Source organism: Paraburkholderia sp. BR10937 (assembly GCF_040965695.1).
GTDB lineage: Bacteria > Pseudomonadota > Gammaproteobacteria > Burkholderiales > Burkholderiaceae > Paraburkholderia.
Genome location: NZ_JBFRCL010000065.1, coordinates 1 through 17,745 on the forward strand (window position 1 = coordinate 1; position 17,745 = coordinate 17,745).

General features: G+C 66.5%; 12 protein-coding genes. 6 read left to right on the forward strand and 6 right to left on the reverse strand.

Annotated elements, in window-relative coordinates; genetic code table 11:
- The coding region (locus AB4Y44_RS35395) for a LysR family transcriptional regulator (protein WP_368702114.1) at positions 1-399 on the reverse strand (399 nt) is incomplete at its 3' end.
- 277 nt (positions 400-676) lie between these two features.
- Between AB4Y44_RS35395 and AB4Y44_RS35400 the strand changes: the two genes are divergently transcribed.
- The 5 genes from AB4Y44_RS35400 (at position 677) to AB4Y44_RS35420 (ending at position 11,732) form a co-directional block, all read left to right on the forward strand.
- Complete coding sequence (locus AB4Y44_RS35400; RefSeq protein WP_368702115.1) at positions 677-2,224, forward strand: class I adenylate-forming enzyme family protein; 1,548 nt, start codon at positions 677-679, stop codon at positions 2,222-2,224.
- 475 nt (positions 2,225-2,699) lie between these two features.
- Entirely contained in the window at positions 2,700-3,536 is an 837-nt protein-coding gene (locus AB4Y44_RS35405) for an IclR family transcriptional regulator (RefSeq protein WP_368702116.1), read from the forward strand.
- Positions 3,537-3,934: 398 nt separating this feature from the next.
- A complete protein-coding gene (locus AB4Y44_RS35410) occupies positions 3,935-5,299 on the forward strand; it encodes an MdtA/MuxA family multidrug efflux RND transporter periplasmic adaptor subunit (protein WP_342920680.1) in 1,365 nt (454 codons plus the stop codon).
- A gap of 6 nt (positions 5,300-5,305) precedes the next feature.
- Positions 5,306-8,428: an MdtB/MuxB family multidrug efflux RND transporter permease subunit gene (locus tag AB4Y44_RS35415; protein ID WP_368702117.1), complete on the forward strand. Its 3,123-nt coding sequence runs from the start codon at positions 5,306-5,308 to the stop codon at positions 8,426-8,428.
- 4 nt (positions 8,429-8,432) lie between these two features.
- Complete coding sequence (locus AB4Y44_RS35420; protein WP_368702118.1) at positions 8,433-11,732, forward strand: efflux RND transporter permease subunit; 3,300 nt, start codon at positions 8,433-8,435, stop codon at positions 11,730-11,732.
- A 51-nt stretch (positions 11,733-11,783) separates the two neighbouring features.
- Here the strand turns inward: AB4Y44_RS35420 and AB4Y44_RS35425 are convergent, their stop codons facing one another.
- The 5 genes from AB4Y44_RS35425 to AB4Y44_RS35445 form a co-directional block, all read right to left on the reverse strand.
- On the reverse strand, positions 11,784-12,050 hold the full coding sequence (locus AB4Y44_RS35425) for a hypothetical protein (RefSeq protein WP_342920683.1): 267 nt from the start codon (positions 12,048-12,050) through the stop codon (positions 11,784-11,786).
- A gap of 43 nt (positions 12,051-12,093) precedes the next feature.
- The gene (locus AB4Y44_RS35430; protein ID WP_254357527.1) at positions 12,094-12,636 is read right to left on the reverse strand and encodes an outer membrane protein assembly factor BamE; all 543 of its coding nucleotides are present in this window, start codon (positions 12,634-12,636) and stop codon (positions 12,094-12,096) included.
- An 83-nt stretch (positions 12,637-12,719) separates the two neighbouring features.
- A complete protein-coding gene (locus tag AB4Y44_RS35435; protein WP_342920684.1) occupies positions 12,720-13,187 on the reverse strand; it encodes a hypothetical protein in 468 nt (155 codons plus the stop codon).
- A gap of 134 nt (positions 13,188-13,321) precedes the next feature.
- Complete coding sequence (locus AB4Y44_RS35440) at positions 13,322-13,885, reverse strand: peroxiredoxin (RefSeq protein WP_342920685.1); 564 nt, start codon at positions 13,883-13,885, stop codon at positions 13,322-13,324.
- A gap of 162 nt (positions 13,886-14,047) precedes the next feature.
- Positions 14,048-15,340, reverse strand: a complete 1,293-nt coding sequence (locus AB4Y44_RS35445; protein ID WP_342920686.1) for an EAL domain-containing protein — start codon at positions 15,338-15,340, stop codon at positions 14,048-14,050.
- 408 nt (positions 15,341-15,748) lie between these two features.
- Between AB4Y44_RS35445 and AB4Y44_RS35450 the strand changes: the two genes are divergently transcribed.
- The gene (locus AB4Y44_RS35450) at positions 15,749-17,722 is read left to right on the forward strand and encodes a GGDEF domain-containing protein (RefSeq protein WP_342920687.1); all 1,974 of its coding nucleotides are present in this window, start codon (positions 15,749-15,751) and stop codon (positions 17,720-17,722) included.
- The last annotated feature ends 23 nt before the right edge of the window (positions 17,723-17,745 follow it).

The following is a 17,745-nucleotide window of genomic DNA, read 5'->3' on the forward strand; positions in this document are numbered from 1 at the left end:
GGTGCCGGCGAGCACCTCGTGCGTGAAACGCAGCTTGACGCCCGACTGCAGCGCGTCGAAGTCGCGGATCACCGGCATCAGCAGTTCGAATTCGAGGATCTCGTCGGTGACGATCCACAAACGGTCTTCCCAGCCGTTCGCGACCTGCCGTACGCGCTGCGTCATGCGCGCCACGTCCTGCATCAGGCGGCTCGCCTCCTCGGCGAGCAGATGGCCGGCCGGAGTGAGCTGCAGCCGGTAGCGCCGGCGGTCGAACAGCAGCGCGTCGAAGCGCGCCTCGAGTTGGCGCGCCGCGTGCGAAATCGTGGAAGGCGCCTTGTTCAGGCGTGCCGCCGCGCGCGACAGACTGCCGGTTTCGCGGATGGCGTCGAGCAACGCCAGTTCCTCTTCGGAGAGCATGTGCGATTCCATCGAACGGGTGGTCACGCGATGGTATGGCAGAAACGCGGCGTGGGTCGGATCAAATGACGCTGCGGCCTTGCGGGCAGACTGTCAAAGTCGCCTTGACGGTCTGTCCAACAAAATTGTCGTTGTCTCGCGTAATTACCGGCCCGAGAATCGAACGCACGTTCACAAACCGTGAAGCGTGCCAGCGCGCCCTTCAGAAGGGAGACCATTGCGCAAGAGAACCGCATCACGCCACCGCGAAGCCATCTTTCCAGTGAGGTATGAGGCCATGTCCGTGCAGTCCCCGTCCCCCGACTCCCCGTTCGTCGACTTGACCGCCATGATTCGCCAACGCACGGCGGAACATGGCGCGCGCGCGGCCATTGTCTGCGAAGACGAGACCGTCACGTTCGCCGCGCTCGATGCGCTGATCGACCGCTGTGCGGCCGCACTGCAGCGTGACGGGCTGGCAACCGAAGACGTCGTGGCCATTTGTGCGTCGAGTTCCATCTCCTATGCCGCCGTCTTCTTCGGCGCGCTGCGGGCAGGACTTGCGGTCGCCCCGCTGTCGCCCTCCACGCATCCGGACAGCCTCGTCGCCATGCTGGAGAACTCGCGGGCGCAGATCCTCTTCGCCGACGACGCGGTTCGCCAGTTGCTCGCAGGCGTCACGCTGCCGCCTGCGCTGCGCGTCATCGACATCAGTGCAGCCGGGCAATACGATGCCTGGCTCGCGCCCGTGGGCGCCGCGCCCCGGCACGTGGAGATCCGGCCGGAGTGGGCGTTCAACATCATTTACTCGTCCGGCACGACGGGCGCGCCCAAAGGGATCGTCCAGTCGCACGCGATGCGCTACGCCTATACGCTGCGAAGCCTCGAGCGCGGATACGGGTCGGAGTGCGTCACCTTGATTGCGACGCCCCTCTATTCGAACACCACGCTGGTGAGCTTCTTCCCGACCCTGGCGCTCGGCGGAACGGTTGTCCTCATGCCGAAGTTCGATGCGAAGCAGTATCTCGAGCTTGCCGAGCGCAAGCACGTCACGCACACCATGCTGGTGCCGGTGCAATACCAACGCATCCTCGGCGATCCGGACTTCGATCGCTACGACCTGTCCAGTTTCCACTCGAAGTTCTGCACGAGCGCGCCGTTCGCGGCGGCCCTCAAGGCGGACGCCCTGCGCAGATGGCCCGGCAAGCTCACCGAGTTCTATGGCATGACCGAAGGCGGCGCGTCATGCGAGCTTTGCGCGGACGAGTTTCCCGACAAGCTGCACACCGTTGGCCGCCCGCTGAACGGCCATGAAATGCGCCTGATCGATGCCGACGGACGCGAGGTCGCTGCCGGGGAAGCGGGTGAAATCGTCGGGCGTTCGCCAGCCATGATGACCGGCTACTACCGCCAACCGGACAAGACGGCGCAAGCCGAGTGGTACGACAGCGATGGCCGGCGCTTCATCCGGACCGGGGATGTCGGCCGCTTCGACGAAGACGGCTTCCTCGTGCTGATGGACCGCAAGAAGGACATGATCATCTCGGGCGGCTTCAACATCTACCCGAGCGATCTGGAACAGGTGCTCGCCCGGCATCCCGAAGTCCTTGAATCCGCGGTGGTCGGCGTGCCGTCAGTACGCTGGGGCGAAACGCCGGTGGCGTTCGTCACGCTCCGGCGCGGTTCGGCATTGACCGCCGACGCGCTCGCCGACTGGGCCAACGGGCAATTGGGGAAGATGCAACGACTTGCCGACGTGGTGATCGTCGACGCGCTGCCGCGCAGCCCGATCGGCAAAGTGCTCAAGCGCGAGTTGCGCGAGGGTTTTCGCGGCGAGGTCGCCTGACCGGACGCCAGGCGCGGGAGTGCCTCGTTTGCCTGTTTGCAGCCGGGCGGAAAAAAAAGCGCCACGTTTGCACGTGGCGCCTTGAAAAGTTCTAGCCATTCCGAGGGCCGTGCTAGAACCTGAGAGACGGTATTCGGATGCGCCGTGCCATCGGAAAAAGATACGCAATTATGCGAATTGCATAACGCGAGGCACATTAAAACCCCGCAATTTTGCGGGGTCGAGGCGGATTGCCGAAATCGGATTCCATTTTTTACCTACATGCTGACTAAGTCAAGCAAAATCTCGCCAAAATGCGCCAATCGTCGAGCTTCTGGCATCCATTACAATCGTCTGATAATTTGCGCCCTAATTTAGGGAGCGACGCGTTGATCGAACGCAAACGACTGTACTGCGCGGCATGCCCGCGCTGACTTTGTAACGCCTCGCGCGAAATCTCAAAACTGAAATCCTGTTTCGGAAAATTGTCCCGCCAATGACTTCCGCACCCGATTCGCGCCTTCCTGACGACACGCCGCGAGATAAAGACGGCGGCGCCGACGAAGTGACCGCGCTCGCGCGCGGCCTTGCCGTCCTGCGCTGCGTCGCGGCCGCCGACGCGCCGCTCAGCAACCGCGAACTGACCGAGTTGACCGGCATTCCCAAGCCCACGCTTTCGCGCCTCACGGGCACGCTCGTGAGCACGGGCTTTCTCGCCCGGCTGCCCGACAGCGAACGCTTCGTGCTCACCTCGTCGGTACTCGCGCTGTCCAACGGCTTCTTGCGCAACTCCGACATCCGCAGCCGGGCGCGGCCGTTTCTCACGCGGCTGGCCGAGCGCACCGCGCTCTCGGTGCACCTGACCGTGCGCGACCGTCTGGACATGGTCGTGATCGACGCGATCCGCCCGCGCACCGCCGTGCTCGTCACGCGCCTCGAGGTCGGCTCGCGCATCGACATGGGCCGCACCGCCGTCGGGCGCGCCTACCTCGCCGCGCTCGATCCGCACGCGCGCGCCGAACTCACTGCCGCACTGCAGACTTCGACCGGCAACGACTGGGGCGTCGTCGGCAGCCGGCTCGACGCCGCGCTCGCCGAGACCGCCGCCCACGGCTACGGGCTCGCGATCGGCGAGTGGTACGAGGGGCTCAACGCCATCGCCACGGCGTTCGCGGGTCCCAACGGCGAGATCTACGCCATCAACTGCGGCGGCGCCGCGCAGCAGTGCCCGCGCGAGTGGCTCGTCAGCCACGTCGTGCCGCTGATGCGCGAATGCGTCGCGCGCGTCGTCGACGAAATCGGCGGCGCCCTGCGCCTACCCCACGCGACCTGACAACCCGAGCGCCTGCGCCTTACAAAAAACACACGAAGGGTGTAACGCTCGTAACGTCTCGAAAGAAACGGCACTGGACTGTAACGAAGCGGGCAACGTAGCATCATGCTTTTTGGCGGCAAGGGCCAGCTGCGCCGCCGCCCATCGCCCGTAACGCCAGCCAGCCGCCAGCGACGCCTTCCATGCCCGTGAGCGCATGGCGCCGCATGCGGGCCGCAGCGCGGCGCGTCCTGACATCTTGCTAGCGCACGGCCTGCATAGCATCGGCGCGCGCCCGCTGCGCCGGCGCCGTGCGCTGCTGCGCGCTTCTGCGAGCGCTTCGCGGCCGGCACCCTGTAGTGAGCTCAGCCAAGAGCCTCCGAGAACCCCGCTTCGAGAACCTGTTACCGACCTGACCGATGGATCAACAAGAAAAGCGCCCGGATTCCCCCCGTAAAGACACGACGCCGCAGTCCCCCGCTCCGGCCGCCGCGAGGCGCGGCAAGGGCAAGTTCATTGCGCTGGGCGTGGTCATCGTGATCGCCGGTATCGTGCTCGCGCGCTGGCAGCCGTGGAACAAGGCGCTCTCGGGCGGCAACGCCGCACCGGCGGCCGGCGCGCACGCGCGGCGCGGCGGTCCGGGCGCCATGGCCAACATGCCGCAGCCCGTGAGCGTGGCCACGGCGAAGGCCGGCGACATGCCCATCGTCATCACCGCGCTCGGCACGGTCACGCCGCTCGCCGACATCACGGTGCGCACACAACTATCCGGCACGCTTCAGGACGTGTACTTCCAGGAAGGCCAGATGGTCAAAAAGGGCGATGTGCTCGCGCAGATCGACCCGCGCCCGTACCAGATCTCGCTCGCCAACGCCGAAGGCCAGCTCGCCCGCGACCAGGCGCTGCTCGCCACGGCGCGCCTCGACCTCAAGCGCTACCAGACGCTGCTCTCGCAAGACTCGATCGCGAGCCAGCAGGTCGACACCCAGGCCTCGCTCGTCAAGCAATACGAGGGCACCGTCAAGTCCGATCAGGCCAGCGTCGATACCTACAAGCTCGACCTCACCTACGCGCGCATCACGGCGCCCGTCTCGGGCCGTGTGGGCCTGCGCCAGGTCGATCCGGGCAACTACGTGACGCCCAGCGACACCAACGGCATCGTCGTGCTCACGCAACTCGAGCCGATCAGCGTGATCTTCACGACTTCGGAGGACAACCTGCCCCCCATCATGAAGCAGCTGCGCGCGGGCACCAAAATGTCGGTCACGGCCTACGACCGCAGCAACACGACGATGCTCGAAGCCGGGTCGCTCCAGACCATCGACAACCAGATCGACACCACCACGGGTACCGTCAAGCTGCGCGCGAGCTTCACGAACCACGAACAAGGGCTCTTTCCGAACCAGTTCGTGAACGCGCGCCTGCTCGTCGATACGATCCACGACGCCGTGATCGTGCCCACTTCGGCCGTGCTCAACGGCTCGCAGGGGCAGTACGTCTATGTCGCGAAGCCCGATAACACGGTGACAGTGCGGCTCGTGAAGGTCGGCCCAGTCGATGCCGAACGCACCAGCATCGCCTCGGGCCTCACCGTGGGCGAGCGCGTGGTGACCGACGGCTCCGACCGTCTGCGCGAAGGCGCGAAGATCACGATTCCCGCCGAGCATCCGCAACACGCGAAGGGGGCGTCGGGCGCCGCGGGCGCGCAAGGCGCCTCGGCGGCCAGCGCGGCCTCGGGCGCGCGTCATGGCCATCGCCACGCCTCGCAGACGCAAGCCCAGTAAGCCAGCATGAATCCATCCCGCGCCTTTATCCTGCGGCCGGTCGGCACGGCGCTGCTCATGGCGGCGATCATGCTGGTCGGCCTCGTCGCGCTGCGCTTTCTGCCACTTTCCGCGCTGCCCGAAGTCGATTACCCGACCATCCAGGTGCAGACCTTTTACCCGGGCGCGAGCCCGGACGTGATGACGTCCTCGGTCACGGCGCCGCTCGAACGTCAGTTCGGCCAGATGCCGTCGCTCAATCAGATGTCGTCGCAGAGCTCGGCGGGCTCCTCGGTCATCACGCTCCAGTTCAGCCTCGACCTGCCGCTCGACGTGGCCGAGCAGGAAGTGCAGGCCGCCATCAACGCGGCCGGCAACCTGCTGCCCTCGGACCTGCCCGCGCCGCCGATCTACGCCAAGGTCAATCCCGCCGACGCGCCGATCCTCACGCTCGCGATCACCTCGAAAACGCTGCCGCTCACGCAGATCCAGGATCTCGCCGACACCCGCCTCGCGCAGAAGATTTCGCAGGTGGCGGGCGTGGGCCTCGTGAGCCTCTCGGGCGGCCAGCGCCCGGCCGTGCGCATCCAGGCGAATCCGCGCGCGCTCGCGGCCTACGGCCTGAACCTCGATGACCTGCGCACGAGCATTTCGAACCTGAACGTCAACACGCCCAAGGGCAACTTCGACGGCCCCACGCGCGCCTACACGATCAACGCGAACGACCAGCTGACCGACGCCGACGCCTACAAGGACGCCGTGATCGCGTACCGCAACGGCCGCCCCGTCATGCTCACCGACGTCGCGAACATCGTGCAGGGCGCGGAAAACACCAAGCTCGGCGCATGGGCCGACGGCACGCCCGCGATCATCCTGAACGTGCAGCGCCAGCCGGGCGCGAACGTGATCCAGGTGGTGGACAGCATCAAGGCGCTGTTGCCGCAGTTGCAGGAAGCACTGCCCTCTTCGCTCGACGTGCAGATCGTCACCGACCGCACCACCACGATCCGCGCCTCGGTGCGCGACGTGCAGTTCGAGCTGCTGATGTCGGTGGTGCTCGTGGTGCTGGTGATGTACCTGTTCCTCGCGAACATCTACGCCACGATCATTCCGAGCCTTTCGGTGCCGCTCTCGCTGATCGGCACGCTCGCGGTCATGTACCTGTGCGGCTTCTCGCTCGACAACCTGTCGTTGATGGCGCTCACCATCGCGACCGGTTTCGTGGTGGACGACGCCATCGTCATGATCGAGAACATCGCGCGCTACGTGGAAGCGGGCGACACACCACTCGAAGCGGCGCTAAAGGGTTCGAAGCAGATCGGCTTCACCATCATCTCGCTGACGGTGTCGCTCATCGCCGTGCTGATTCCGCTGCTCTTCATGGGCGACGTCGTGGGCCGCCTGTTCCACGAGTTCGCCATCACGCTCGCGGTGACGATCGTGATCTCGGCCGTGGTCTCGCTCACGCTCGTGCCGATGATGTGCGCGAAGATGCTGCGCCACACGCCGCCGCCCGAAAGCCACCGCTTCGAGGCGCGCGTGCATGCGTTCTTCGACTATGTGATCGGCCGCTACGGCGTGGCGCTCGAATGGGTGCTCGCCCGCCAGCGCCTCACGATGATCGTGTTCCTCATCACGCTCGTGCTCACCGGCATTCTCTACGTGATCGTGCCCAAGGGCTTCTTCCCCGTGCAGGACACGGGCGTGATCCAGGCCATCACGCAGATGCCGCAGTCGGTGTCGTATGCGTCGATGGCCGAGCGCCAGCAGGCGCTCGCCGCGGAGATTCTCAAGAACGAGAACGTCGAGAGCCTCACCTCGTTCATCGGCGTGGACGGCACCAACATCACGCTCAACAGCGGCCGCATGCTCATCAACCTGAAGCCGCGCGACGACCGCAGCGAAACGGCGAGCGAGATCATCCGCGACCTGCAAAAGAGCGTGGCTCACGTGCCGGGCGCGACGCTCTACATGCAGCCGGTGCAGGACCTCACGATCGACTCGACGGTGAGCCCGACGCAATACCAGTTCATGCTCACCACGCCGAACATCCAGGACTTCACGACCTGGGTGCCGAAGCTCGTGCAACACCTGAAGCAACTGCCCGAACTCGCGGACGTGGCGACCGACCTGCAGGACCAGGGCAGCTCCGTGTTCATCGAGATCGACCGCGCGAGCGCGGCGCGCTACGGCATCACGCCCGCGACGGTGGACAACGCGCTGTACGACGCCTACGGCCAGCGCATCATCTCGACGATCTTCACGCAGTCGAACCAGTACCGCGTGATCCTCGAAGCCGATCCGGTTCTGCAGCACTACACCGACGCGCTGAATTCGATCTACCTGCCCTCTTCGACCTCGACCACGGGCCAGGTGCCGCTGTCGGCCATCGCGAAGTTCCACGAGCGGCCCGCGCCGCTGCTCGTCACGCATCTCTCGCAGTTCCCGGCCACGACGGTCTCGTTCAACCTCGCGCAGGGCTCCTCGCTCGGCGCGGCGGTGAAGGCGATCCAGCAGGCGGAAAAGGACATCGGCCTGCCGGGCTCGTTCCAGACGCGCTTCCAGGGCGCGGCGCTCGCGTTCCAGGCGTCGCTGTCCAACGAGCTGTTCCTGATCCTCGCTGCCATTGTCACGATGTATATCGTGCTCGGCGTGCTGTACGAGAGCTTCGTGCATCCGATCACGATTCTCTCCACGCTGCCGTCGGCCGGGATCGGCGCGCTGCTCGCGCTGATCCTGACCGGGCACGACCTCGACATCATCGGCATCATCGGCATTGTCCTGCTGATCGGCATCGTGAAGAAGAACGCCATCATGATGATCGACTTCGCGCTCGAGGCCGAGCGCCGCGAAGGCAAGCCGCCGCGCGAGGCGATCTACCAGGCGTGTCTGCTGCGCTTCCGGCCGATCATGATGACGACGATGGCGGCGCTGCTCGGCGCCGTGCCGCTGATCCTCGGCTACGGCGCGGGCAGCGAGCTGCGCCGGCCGCTCGGCATCGCGATTGCGGGCGGCCTGATCGTGAGCCAGGCGCTCACGCTCTTCACGACGCCGGTGATCTATCTCGCGTTCGACCGGATCGCGCAGCGTCTGCGCCAGCGTTTCGGCAGCGGTTCGCACGGCGCGGCGTCGTCTTCGTCGGAGAGCTGACGCGATGAATCTCTCGCGCCCGTTCATCTCGCGCCCCGTCGCGACCACGCTGCTCGCCGTCGGCATTGCGCTGGCCGGCCTCTTCGCGTTCACGAAGCTGCCGGTCGCGCCCTTGCCGCAGGTGGACTTTCCGACCATCTCCGTGCAGGCCACCTTGCCGGGTGCGAGCCCCGAAACGGTCGCAACCAGCGTGGCGAGCCCGCTGGAGCGGCACCTCGGCTCGATCGCCGACGTCACGGAGATGACCTCGCAAAGCTCGGTGGGCAGCACGCGCATCACGCTGCAATTCGGCCTGAACCGCGACATCGACGGCGCGGCGCGCGACGTACAGGCGGCGATCAACGCCGCGCGCGCGGACCTGCCCACGAGCCTGCGGCAGAACCCGACCTACCACAAGGTCAACCCCGCCGACGCGCCGATCCTGATTCTCGCGCTCACCTCGCCCACCTTGAGCGCGGGCCAGCTCTACGACTCGGCGGCCACGGTGCTGCAGCAGTCGCTCTCGCAGGTGGACGGCGTGGGCGAAGTCGACGTGAGCGGCTCGGCGAATCCGGCCGTGCGCGTGGAGCTGGAGCCGCATGCGCTCTTTCACTACGGCATCGGCCTCGAAGACGTGCGCGCCGCGCTCGCCTCGGCCAACGCCAACAGCCCCAAGGGCGATATCGAATTCGGCACGCAGCGCTTCCAGCTCTACACCAACGACCAGGCAAGCAAGGCGAGCCAGTACAAGGACCTCGTGATCGCCTACCGCAACGGCGCGGGCGTGAAGCTCTCGGACGTGGGCGAAGTGGTCGATTCGGTCGAAGACCTGCGCAACATCGGCCTCGCCAACGGCAAGCGCTCCGTGCTCGTGATCCTCTACCGCCAGCCGGGCGCGAACATCATCGAGACCGTGGACCGCGTCGTCGCCATGCTGCCGCAGCTCAAGGCGTCGCTGCCCGCCGACGTCGAGGTGATCCCGACGTCCGACCGCTCGGTCACGATCCGCTCCTCGCTCAAGGACACCGAGCACACGCTCATGATCGCCGTGGCGCTCGTCGTGATGGTGGTGTTCCTGTTCCTGCGCAACTGGCGCGCGACGCTCATTCCGAGCGTGGCCGTGCCCATCTCGATCATCGGCACCTTCGCGGCGATGTACCTGATGGGCTTCTCGCTCGACAACCTCTCGCTGATGGCGCTCACCATCGCGACCGGCTTCGTCGTGGACGACGCCATCGTCGTGCTGGAGAACATCTCGCGGCATATCGAGAACGGCGTGCCGCGCATGAAGGCGGCGCTGCTCGGCGCGCGCGAGGTGGGCTTCACGGTGCTCTCGATCAGCGTCTCGCTCGTCGCCGTGTTCCTGCCGATTCTGCTGATGGGCGGCATCGTCGGGCGCCTGTTCCGCGAGTTCGCGCTCACGCTCTCGCTCGCCATTGCGGTGTCGCTGGCCGTCTCGCTCACGCTCACGCCGATGATGTGCTCGCGCCTGCTCGAAGAGGCGCACGAAAAGAAGGGAGAAGGCCGCTTCGCGCAGTGGCTCGAACGCGGCTTCCAGCGCATGCAGGGCGGCTACGAGCGCACGCTCGGCTGGGCACTCGCGCATCCGTTCGTCATCCTGCTCACGCTCATCGCAACCATCGCGCTGAACGTCGCGCTCTACGTGGTCGTGCCCAAGGGCTTCTTTCCGCAGCAGGACACGGGGCGCCTGGTCGGCGGCATCCAGGCCGACCAGTCCACCTCGTTCCAGGCGATGAAGGTGAAGTTCGCCGAGATGATGCGCATCGTGCAGGCGAACCCGGCCGTCGAATCGGTTGCGGGATTTTCGGGCGGGCGCGCGACCAACTCGGGCTTCATGTTCGTCTCGCTCAAGCCCAAGAGCGAGCGCAAGCTTTCCGCCGACGAGGTGATCGCACAACTGCGCGGGCCGCTCTCGAACGTGGCGGGTGCGCGCACCTTCCTGCAGGCGGTGCAGGACATTCGCGTGGGCGGCCGGCAGTCGAACGCGCAATACCAGTTCACGCTGCTCGCGGACAACACCGCCGACCTCTACAAGTGGGGGCCGAAGCTCACCGAGGCGCTGCAGGCGCGCCCCGAACTCACCGACGTAAATTCGGACCAGCAGCAAGGTGGCCTCGAATCGATGATCAACATCGACCGGCAGAGCGCCGCGCGGCTGAACATCACGCCCTCGCAGATCGACAACACGCTTTACGACGCGTTCGGCCAGCGCCAGGTCTCGACGATCTACAACCCGCTCAACCAGTACCACGTGGTGATGGAAGTCGCGCCGAAGTACTGGCAGAGCCCGACCATGCTCAACGAGATCTGGGTGAGCACCTCGGGCGGCACGGCGAGCGGCTCGCAGAGCACCAACGCGACGGCGGGCACGGTGACGGGCCCCACCCCCGCTTCGACGGGCGGCACGGCCGCCACCACGGCGACGAGCGCCGCAGCCATCGCCGCCGATTCGGCGCGCAACCTCGCGACCAACTCGCTCGCCGCGAGCGGCAAGTCGAGCGCGTCGTCGGGCGCGGCTGTGTCCACGTCGAAGGAGACCATGGTGCCGCTCTCGTCGATCGCCTCGTTCGGCCCGGGCACGACGCCGCTTTCGGTGAATCACCAGAGCCAGTTCGTGGCCTCGACGATCTCGTTCAACCTGCCGCCCGGCAAATCGCTCTCCGACGCCACCCAGGCGATCTACGACACGATGGGCGAGATCGGCATGCCCGCGACGATACACGGCAGCTTCCAGGGCACGGCGCAGGCGTTCCAGCAGTCGCTCGACAACCAGCCGCTGCTGATTCTCGCGGCGCTCGCGGCCGTGTATATCGTGTTGGGCATCCTGTACGAGAGCTACATCCACCCGCTCACGATTCTCTCCACCTTGCCCTCGGCGGGCGTCGGCGCGCTGCTCGCGCTGCTGCTCTTCAAGACGGAGTTCAGCATCATCGCGCTGATCGGCGTGATTCTGCTGATCGGCATCGTGAAGAAGAACGCGATCATGATGGTGGACTTCGCGATCCAGGCGTCGCGTAAGGGGCTCAGTTCGCGCGATGCGATTTACCAGGCCTGTCTGCTGCGCTTCCGGCCGATCTTGATGACGACCTGCGCGGCGCTGCTCGGCGCGCTGCCGCTCGCGTTCGGGCGCGGCGAAGGCGCAGAGCTGCGCGCGCCGCTCGGTATCTCGATCGTGGGCGGGCTGATCGTGAGCCAGATGCTCACACTCTATACAACGCCGGTGGTCTACCTGTACATGGACCGGCTGCGCGTGTGGTGGGACGCGAAGCGCGGGCGCGCGGCACCCGCGGCGCAGGCGGAGTGAGTGGGCCGTCTTGCAGCAGAAAACGGCTGAAGCGTGGCTTCAGCCGTTTTTTTATGCGCGTGCAGCGCTTCGAGGCTCGCGCTGGCGCAAATGCGCGGGCAGGCAACGTACGATCAGATGCAGCACCAGCGGCACGATGATGCCGTCGTCGACGATACCGGCGACCGGCATCGCGATATTGAACGGGTCGAGCGCATAGAGCGCGAGCAGCGCCGTGGCGGGCACGAGCCACACGGGACGCCCCGGCTGGCGCAGCGCGTGCCACAGCACGCGCGCATCGCCCTTCACCACATGCCATAGCAACGCGATACGTTTCATCTGCTTCCTCCTTGCGGCTCGCGCGATCGATGCGCTCGCCGCCTCAATGCTGCTCGTGGCCCGGTGCGTCCGAGCGCGACGTCCTGATCACGAGTCCATCCGGCGCGAAATGGGCGTTGAACATGCCGTCCCCCGCCACGCCGCCTTCGGCCCAGTGCCAGCTCCATACTTCCTCGTGGCTCAACGCGTATTTTGCTACCGTGGCCGGCTTGCCGAGCAGGCGCCGCACTTCGTCCTGCGGCATGCCCGGCACGACCTGCGCGATATTCTGCGCCGTGAGCGCCTGGGTCATCGCCACGAGCTTGCCGTTCGCGTCGAAGTCGAGCATCCACGTGGTGAGGCCGTTGGGCCCGCGCGGGTATTCGAGGCGCTGCGCGCCGTCGTCGTCCTCCCACACCATTTCGGGCTTGCCCGCCTGCCGGCGCACGTCCTCCACCGTCGACACGCCAATGCGCAGGCCGCCGAACGCCATCGAATCGGGTTTGATCGCGTTGACGGCGTCGGCGACCTTTTGCTGGTCGCACGCCGCGAGCAGCGTGGCGCAGACGGCGATCAAGGCCGCCGCGATCCAGGGTTTTCGTGACATATCGAGTGTGCGTTGCCGGCCAGGACTGCCGGGAACTTGTTGGGACAGCGGCGCGGCCGGATCGTTCGACGCGGTTGCGACGCTCAGAGTTTCTGCGCGATCGCCAGCGTGAAAATGCGCGCCCAGCGCTTCGCTTCGCGCTCGCCTGGCATCGGCAGTTGCCAGAGCGGGCGCTTCGGATCGGCGACGCGCAGCGCCACGTGCCAGCCGTTGGCATCGCGCTCCGGTTGCGCGCCTTGCAGGTCGGCGAAGATATACGCGCCATGCGCGCCGCCCTGCGTCAACTCGCAAAAGCGCTTGCCGGCCGCGAGACGGGCCTCGCCCCAGCCGCCGGCTACGCGGTGCGTCCAGTCGCCTTCGCCGCGCACGTTGGGCGCCACGTCGCGCATCCGGCGCCAAACCCAGGCGATGAGCGCGACGAACAAGGCCGCGGCCAGCACGGCCGCGCCCACGGCGACGCCCGTGCCGAACTGCGCCGCGATGGCTTTGAAGGACCAGTACGCGCCGTAGACGAGCGCGGCGAAGGCAAGGAGAACGACGACGATCGGCATGCGAGGAATCCGTGCGGCGGAAGAGAGAGAAACACCAGGGCGAAACGCGGAGGGACGACTGCGACAGATCGCGACGAGGCCCGCGCGCGTGGCCGGCCTCGTGGCTTGTTACGGTTTGCGACGACTCGCGATCACTACTGCTGCGGATGCTGCGCGGCCCATTCCTTCAGGGCGCGCAACGTGTTCGTCACATGCTGGTCCGGCGACAGGCTCGTGTATTCGTAGATGATCTTGCCGTCCGGCGCGATCACATACGAGACGCGATTGGCCATCGACTCGTGCATCGGCATCGACGCGTCGTACGACTTGATGATCTTCGAGTCTTCGTCGGCGGCCACCGGGAACTTGCTGCGGCACTCGCTCACCGAGAACTTCGTGAGCGTGTCGATGTTGTCGTGCGAAACGCCGATCACCGTGGCGCCGTACTGCTTGTACTGATCGACCGCTTCAGCGAATTCGTGCGCCTCGATCGTGCAACCCTTCGTGAACGCGGCCGGATAGAAGTACACCACCACCGGCCCTTTCTTCAGCTCCGAAGCGAGCGAATAGGTGTAGGTCTTGCCCCCCAGCGATGCCTGGGTCGTGAAGTCGGGCGCGGAATCGCCCGGCTTGAGTGTCGCCTGTGCAGACAACGCAAAGAGCGCAAGCCCGGCGCAGACGAGCGCCGCGGCTCCCGCCGCAAAAAACCTCGGTTTCATGTCAAATGCCCTCGAGTTGAATCGCCACGCCGGCGCGCGTTTTGCCCGCGGGTCTTGCCCATCATGCGAATGAGACGCATGACGCCACGGCGATACCGATATTGGATCACACAATTGCGGCACCCGCAGCGCGCACCCCGGCGCCAATCTTACGATCTGATTTCAACCCTCGGCGTAAGCTGTGAACCACGCGCCGGCCCACAGGTTCAACTCGCCGAGCAGCGGCGGCGTGAGCGCGTTGAACATGCCGCCCGCCTCGCGCGCGAGACGCTGCGCGCCGTCGTGATCGCCAAGCTCGGCCGCGGTGGCGATGCGCAGCAGCGTGCCGAGCTCGCCGCGATGACCATCCACGGCCTCGACGATCTCGCGTGCAAGGCCGAGACGATCGAGCGTGTTCTCAGGCGTCGAGCCCACCAGCACGTGCACGAGCGAAAAGATGCCGGTCATGAAGGCGGCATCGGCGAAATCTGGGTCCTGCGGGCTCAGGCTGCGTGCGGCAAGCTCCATGAAGTGCGAGCGCGTGCCCGCGAGCTGCACGAGCGGGTCCGAGCCCCAGGGCAGGTCGCGTCCGCTGGCGTAGAGCAGCAGTTGGGCCCAGCGCGCGATCTGCCGCGTCCCCGCCGCGAGCACCGCTTCGCGCAGCGACGAAATCGGCCGCCCCGGCGAGTACGCGCTCGAATTGACGAGACGCAACAGTTGCACCACTACGCCCGGGTGGCTGCGCAGTTCGCGCTCGAGTTCGGCCGTGCCGACGTCGTTGGCCACCAGCGCGAGCAGGCGTACGAGCGCGAGGCGCGAAGCGCGCACACGCGGCGCGCGCAGCACCTGCGGGCGCGCGAAGAAGTAGCCCTGAAACAGCTCGAAGCCGAGCGACGAGGCCAGTTCGAAGTCCTCGCCCGTCTCGACCTTCTCGGCGATCAGCGTCTTGCCATGCGCGGCGAGGCTCGCGACGAGGCCGGGCAGCGCCGCGCGCTCGGTCTGCAGCAGGTCGACCTTGATGATGTCCGCGTAGGGCAAGGCGCGCAGCAGGTTCTCCGTGATCTCGCACACGTCGTCGAAGGCAATGCGGTAGCCGGCGCGGCGCAGTTGCGCGAGACGCTCCAGCACCGCGGCGTCGAAGCGCACGTGTTCGAGCACCTCCAGCACGAAGCGGCCCGGCGGCAGCAGATGCACGATGTCGTCGAACAGCAGCTCGCGGCTGATGTTGACGTAGCCGTAGTGACGGCCGAGCACCGCGGGCACGCCGAGCTGACCGATCGTGCGCGTCATCACCTGGGCCGTGGCGAGCGCGTCGTCGTCGACGTCCGCGCGGTTCTGCGCGCCGCCGCGGAACAGCAGCTCATAGGCGTTGAGCGCGCCATTGCGATCGAGAATAGGCTGCCGCCCGAGATAGACGAACGGCTGCGGACCGGTTGATGACCCGGGAGCAAGGCCGGGTTGTGAAGCTGACGGCATAGAAGGCGCGGAACCAGGGGTGCCCCTGCCCGCATCGTCTCGCGCAGCCTCGCTTGCCGGCACGGCAAACGCTGACGATGAATCGGACATGGCGGATGACTCGTACGGATGGAATGGCCGGTAATGGCCGCCGACGCGCCGGGCCGCCCCTGCGGCCAGCAAGACGGGCGCTTCACGCGCGCCGACCCATCGCGCATGGCGAACGGCGTCTCGACCGGCGCCACTTTAACCGAATCTGGACGCCACCGCACCGATCTCCCGTCACGTTTATGCGTTAGGTGTTTTTTCGGCCGCCGCGGCTAAAGATTTCTCGTCCGGGGTCGATAACTTGCTCTGATGGGCGGCTTCAGCCGGATATGGAAACCGGCCGGGACGCCACAGACAAACAAAGGGTTGCCAGCGACAGACATGGAAGCGAACAGGATCTCCGCGCCCCGCCAGGGCTGGTTGCGCACGGTCGTCGACCGGTTTTACGCGCTTGCCGGCCTCAAGGGCATTGCCGGCGACCCGCCCATGCCTGGCGACGCGAACGCCTCACATGCCGCGCAGGCACAGGGTGCAGCGCAAGCAGCCGAAGCAGCCGTCGACCAGGGCGCCGCGCAACTCGTGCCCCCGTCGCCTGCCGCAGCCGGACCCGACTACGCCGACGCCGTTTCGCTCTCGTTCGAGAACACGGCCGCGGCGGTGGACTTCCTCGTCCACGTGGACGCGAGGCTGCACTTTCTTTACGTCTCCGACGCGAGCCTGCGCTTTGCGGGCTATCACCGCGAGTTCCTGCTCGGCGCCACGCTCGCCGACATCGTCACGCCCGAGCATCACGAGCGCCTCGAGGCGCTCATCGCGCGCGCCGCGCACAGCGGCGCTGTGGAAAAAGACACGATCGACCTCGTCAAGGCACTCACCTACCCGCTTCCCGTGGAGCTGCGCGTGCAGCGCGCCCAGTACGGCGAAACGGCCGGCTTCGCCGTGGCGGGCTTCGACGTCTCCGGCTGGCAGGGCACCGAGGCCGCGCTCACCCACGCGCTCCATCACGACCCGCTCACCGGCCTGCCCAACCAGACCGCGCTCGCGCCCGCGCTGCAGCGCGCCCAGGCCGACGCGGACCATTTCGGCGTGCCGGTGGCGCTGCTGCTGCTCGACCTCGACGACTATCAGCGTGTGAACCGCGCGCTCGGCTACGACGCCGGCGACGAGTTGCTGTGCGAAACCGCGCGGCGCCTCACCCACCTCGCGCTGCAGGGCGAAATGATCGCGCGCATCGGCAGCGACGAGTTCGCCATCCTGATCACGCCGCAACGCCACGCCGCGCCCGACGAAGTGCGCGCCGCCGCCGAAGCGCTTGGGCGCCGCCTGCTCACCTCCATCCTGCAGCCGTACTCGTTTCGCAACCAGCCCGTGCACCTTTCGGCGAGCATCGGCATTGCGTTCCATCCGGACCAGCGCCCGGACGCCTCCGGCGCGAGCGAGGCCGATGCCAGCGCCGACACCACGCCGCTCATCCGCCGCGCGGACCAGGCGCTGCAGCAGGCCAAGGCGATCGGCGGCAACACGCTGACGCTGCACGTGCCCGTCGACGATCCCACCGACGCCATGCGCCTGAAGCTGGAGTCGGACCTCTACGACGGTGTGCGCAACGGCGAATTCTCGCTACACTTCCAGCCCATCACGAGCAGCGCGTCGCGTGGCGTGGTCGGCGTGGAGGCACTGATCCGCTGGCAACATCCATTGCACGGTCTCGTGCCGCCTTCAACATTTATTCCGCTTGCGGAATCCGTCGGCCTGATTAATTATCTCGGCAACTGGGTTTTGAAGGCTGCCTGTATGCAACTGACCCAATGGGACGAGCAAGGCATCGAGCTGCAGTACGTGGCGGTCAATGTCTCGCCCCAGCAGTTCCGCAATCCGCGGTTCAGGGAAAGTGTCGAGGAGGCGATCGAGCTCACCGGAGTCGATCCGGGCCGGCTGGTGTTCGAGATCACCGAAAGCCTGCTCATGCACGATCCGCAGCATGCGAAAACGCTGCTCGAAGAGCTCACCTCGCTTGGCATTCGCTTCGCGGTGGACGACTTCGGCACGGGGTATTCGAGTCTCGCGTACCTGCAGCGCTTCCCGCTCTCGAAGCTGAAGATCGATCGAAGCTTCGTCGAGAACCTCATCACTTCGCGCAACGATCAAGCGATCGTCAACGCGGTGGTGGGGCTCGCGCGTACGCTCGATCTCGAGCTCGTGGCCGAGGGCGTGGAGACGGAGGCGCAGCGCGAGCTGCTGACGAACATGGGTTGCGAGCATATCCAGGGATGGCTCGTTTGCAAGGCGCTGCCTTCAGAAGAATTGCAGCAGCGCTTCGTTTCGGGTGCGTTGCACGTGCACGAAGTGCAATGATGCGGGCATCGCAAACCGCAGGG

Bases quoted from the DNA above. Each gene is read 5' to 3' on its own strand.
- AB4Y44_RS35400 (WP_368702115.1), top strand. From the start codon at position 677: ATGTCCGTGCAGTCCCCGTCCCCCGACTCCCCGTTCGTCGACTTGACC.
- AB4Y44_RS35405 (WP_368702116.1), top strand. From the start codon at position 2,700: ATGACTTCCGCACCCGATTCGCGCCTTCCTGACGACACGCCGCGAGAT.
- AB4Y44_RS35450 (WP_342920687.1), top strand. From the start codon at position 15,749: ATGGAAGCGAACAGGATCTCCGCGCCCCGCCAGGGCTGGTTGCGCACG.
- AB4Y44_RS35410 (WP_342920680.1), top strand. From the start codon at position 3,935: ATGGATCAACAAGAAAAGCGCCCGGATTCCCCCCGTAAAGACACGACG.
- AB4Y44_RS35430 (WP_254357527.1), bottom strand. From the start codon at position 12,636: ATGTCACGAAAACCCTGGATCGCGGCGGCCTTGATCGCCGTCTGCGCC.
- AB4Y44_RS35420 (WP_368702118.1), top strand. From the start codon at position 8,433: ATGAATCTCTCGCGCCCGTTCATCTCGCGCCCCGTCGCGACCACGCTG.
- AB4Y44_RS35440 (WP_342920685.1), bottom strand. From the start codon at position 13,885: ATGAAACCGAGGTTTTTTGCGGCGGGAGCCGCGGCGCTCGTCTGCGCC.
- AB4Y44_RS35445 (WP_342920686.1), bottom strand. From the start codon at position 15,340: ATGCCGTCAGCTTCACAACCCGGCCTTGCTCCCGGGTCATCAACCGGT.
- AB4Y44_RS35435 (WP_342920684.1), bottom strand. From the start codon at position 13,187: ATGCCGATCGTCGTCGTTCTCCTTGCCTTCGCCGCGCTCGTCTACGGC.
- AB4Y44_RS35415 (WP_368702117.1), top strand. From the start codon at position 5,306: ATGAATCCATCCCGCGCCTTTATCCTGCGGCCGGTCGGCACGGCGCTG.
- AB4Y44_RS35425 (WP_342920683.1), bottom strand. From the start codon at position 12,050: ATGAAACGTATCGCGTTGCTATGGCATGTGGTGAAGGGCGATGCGCGC.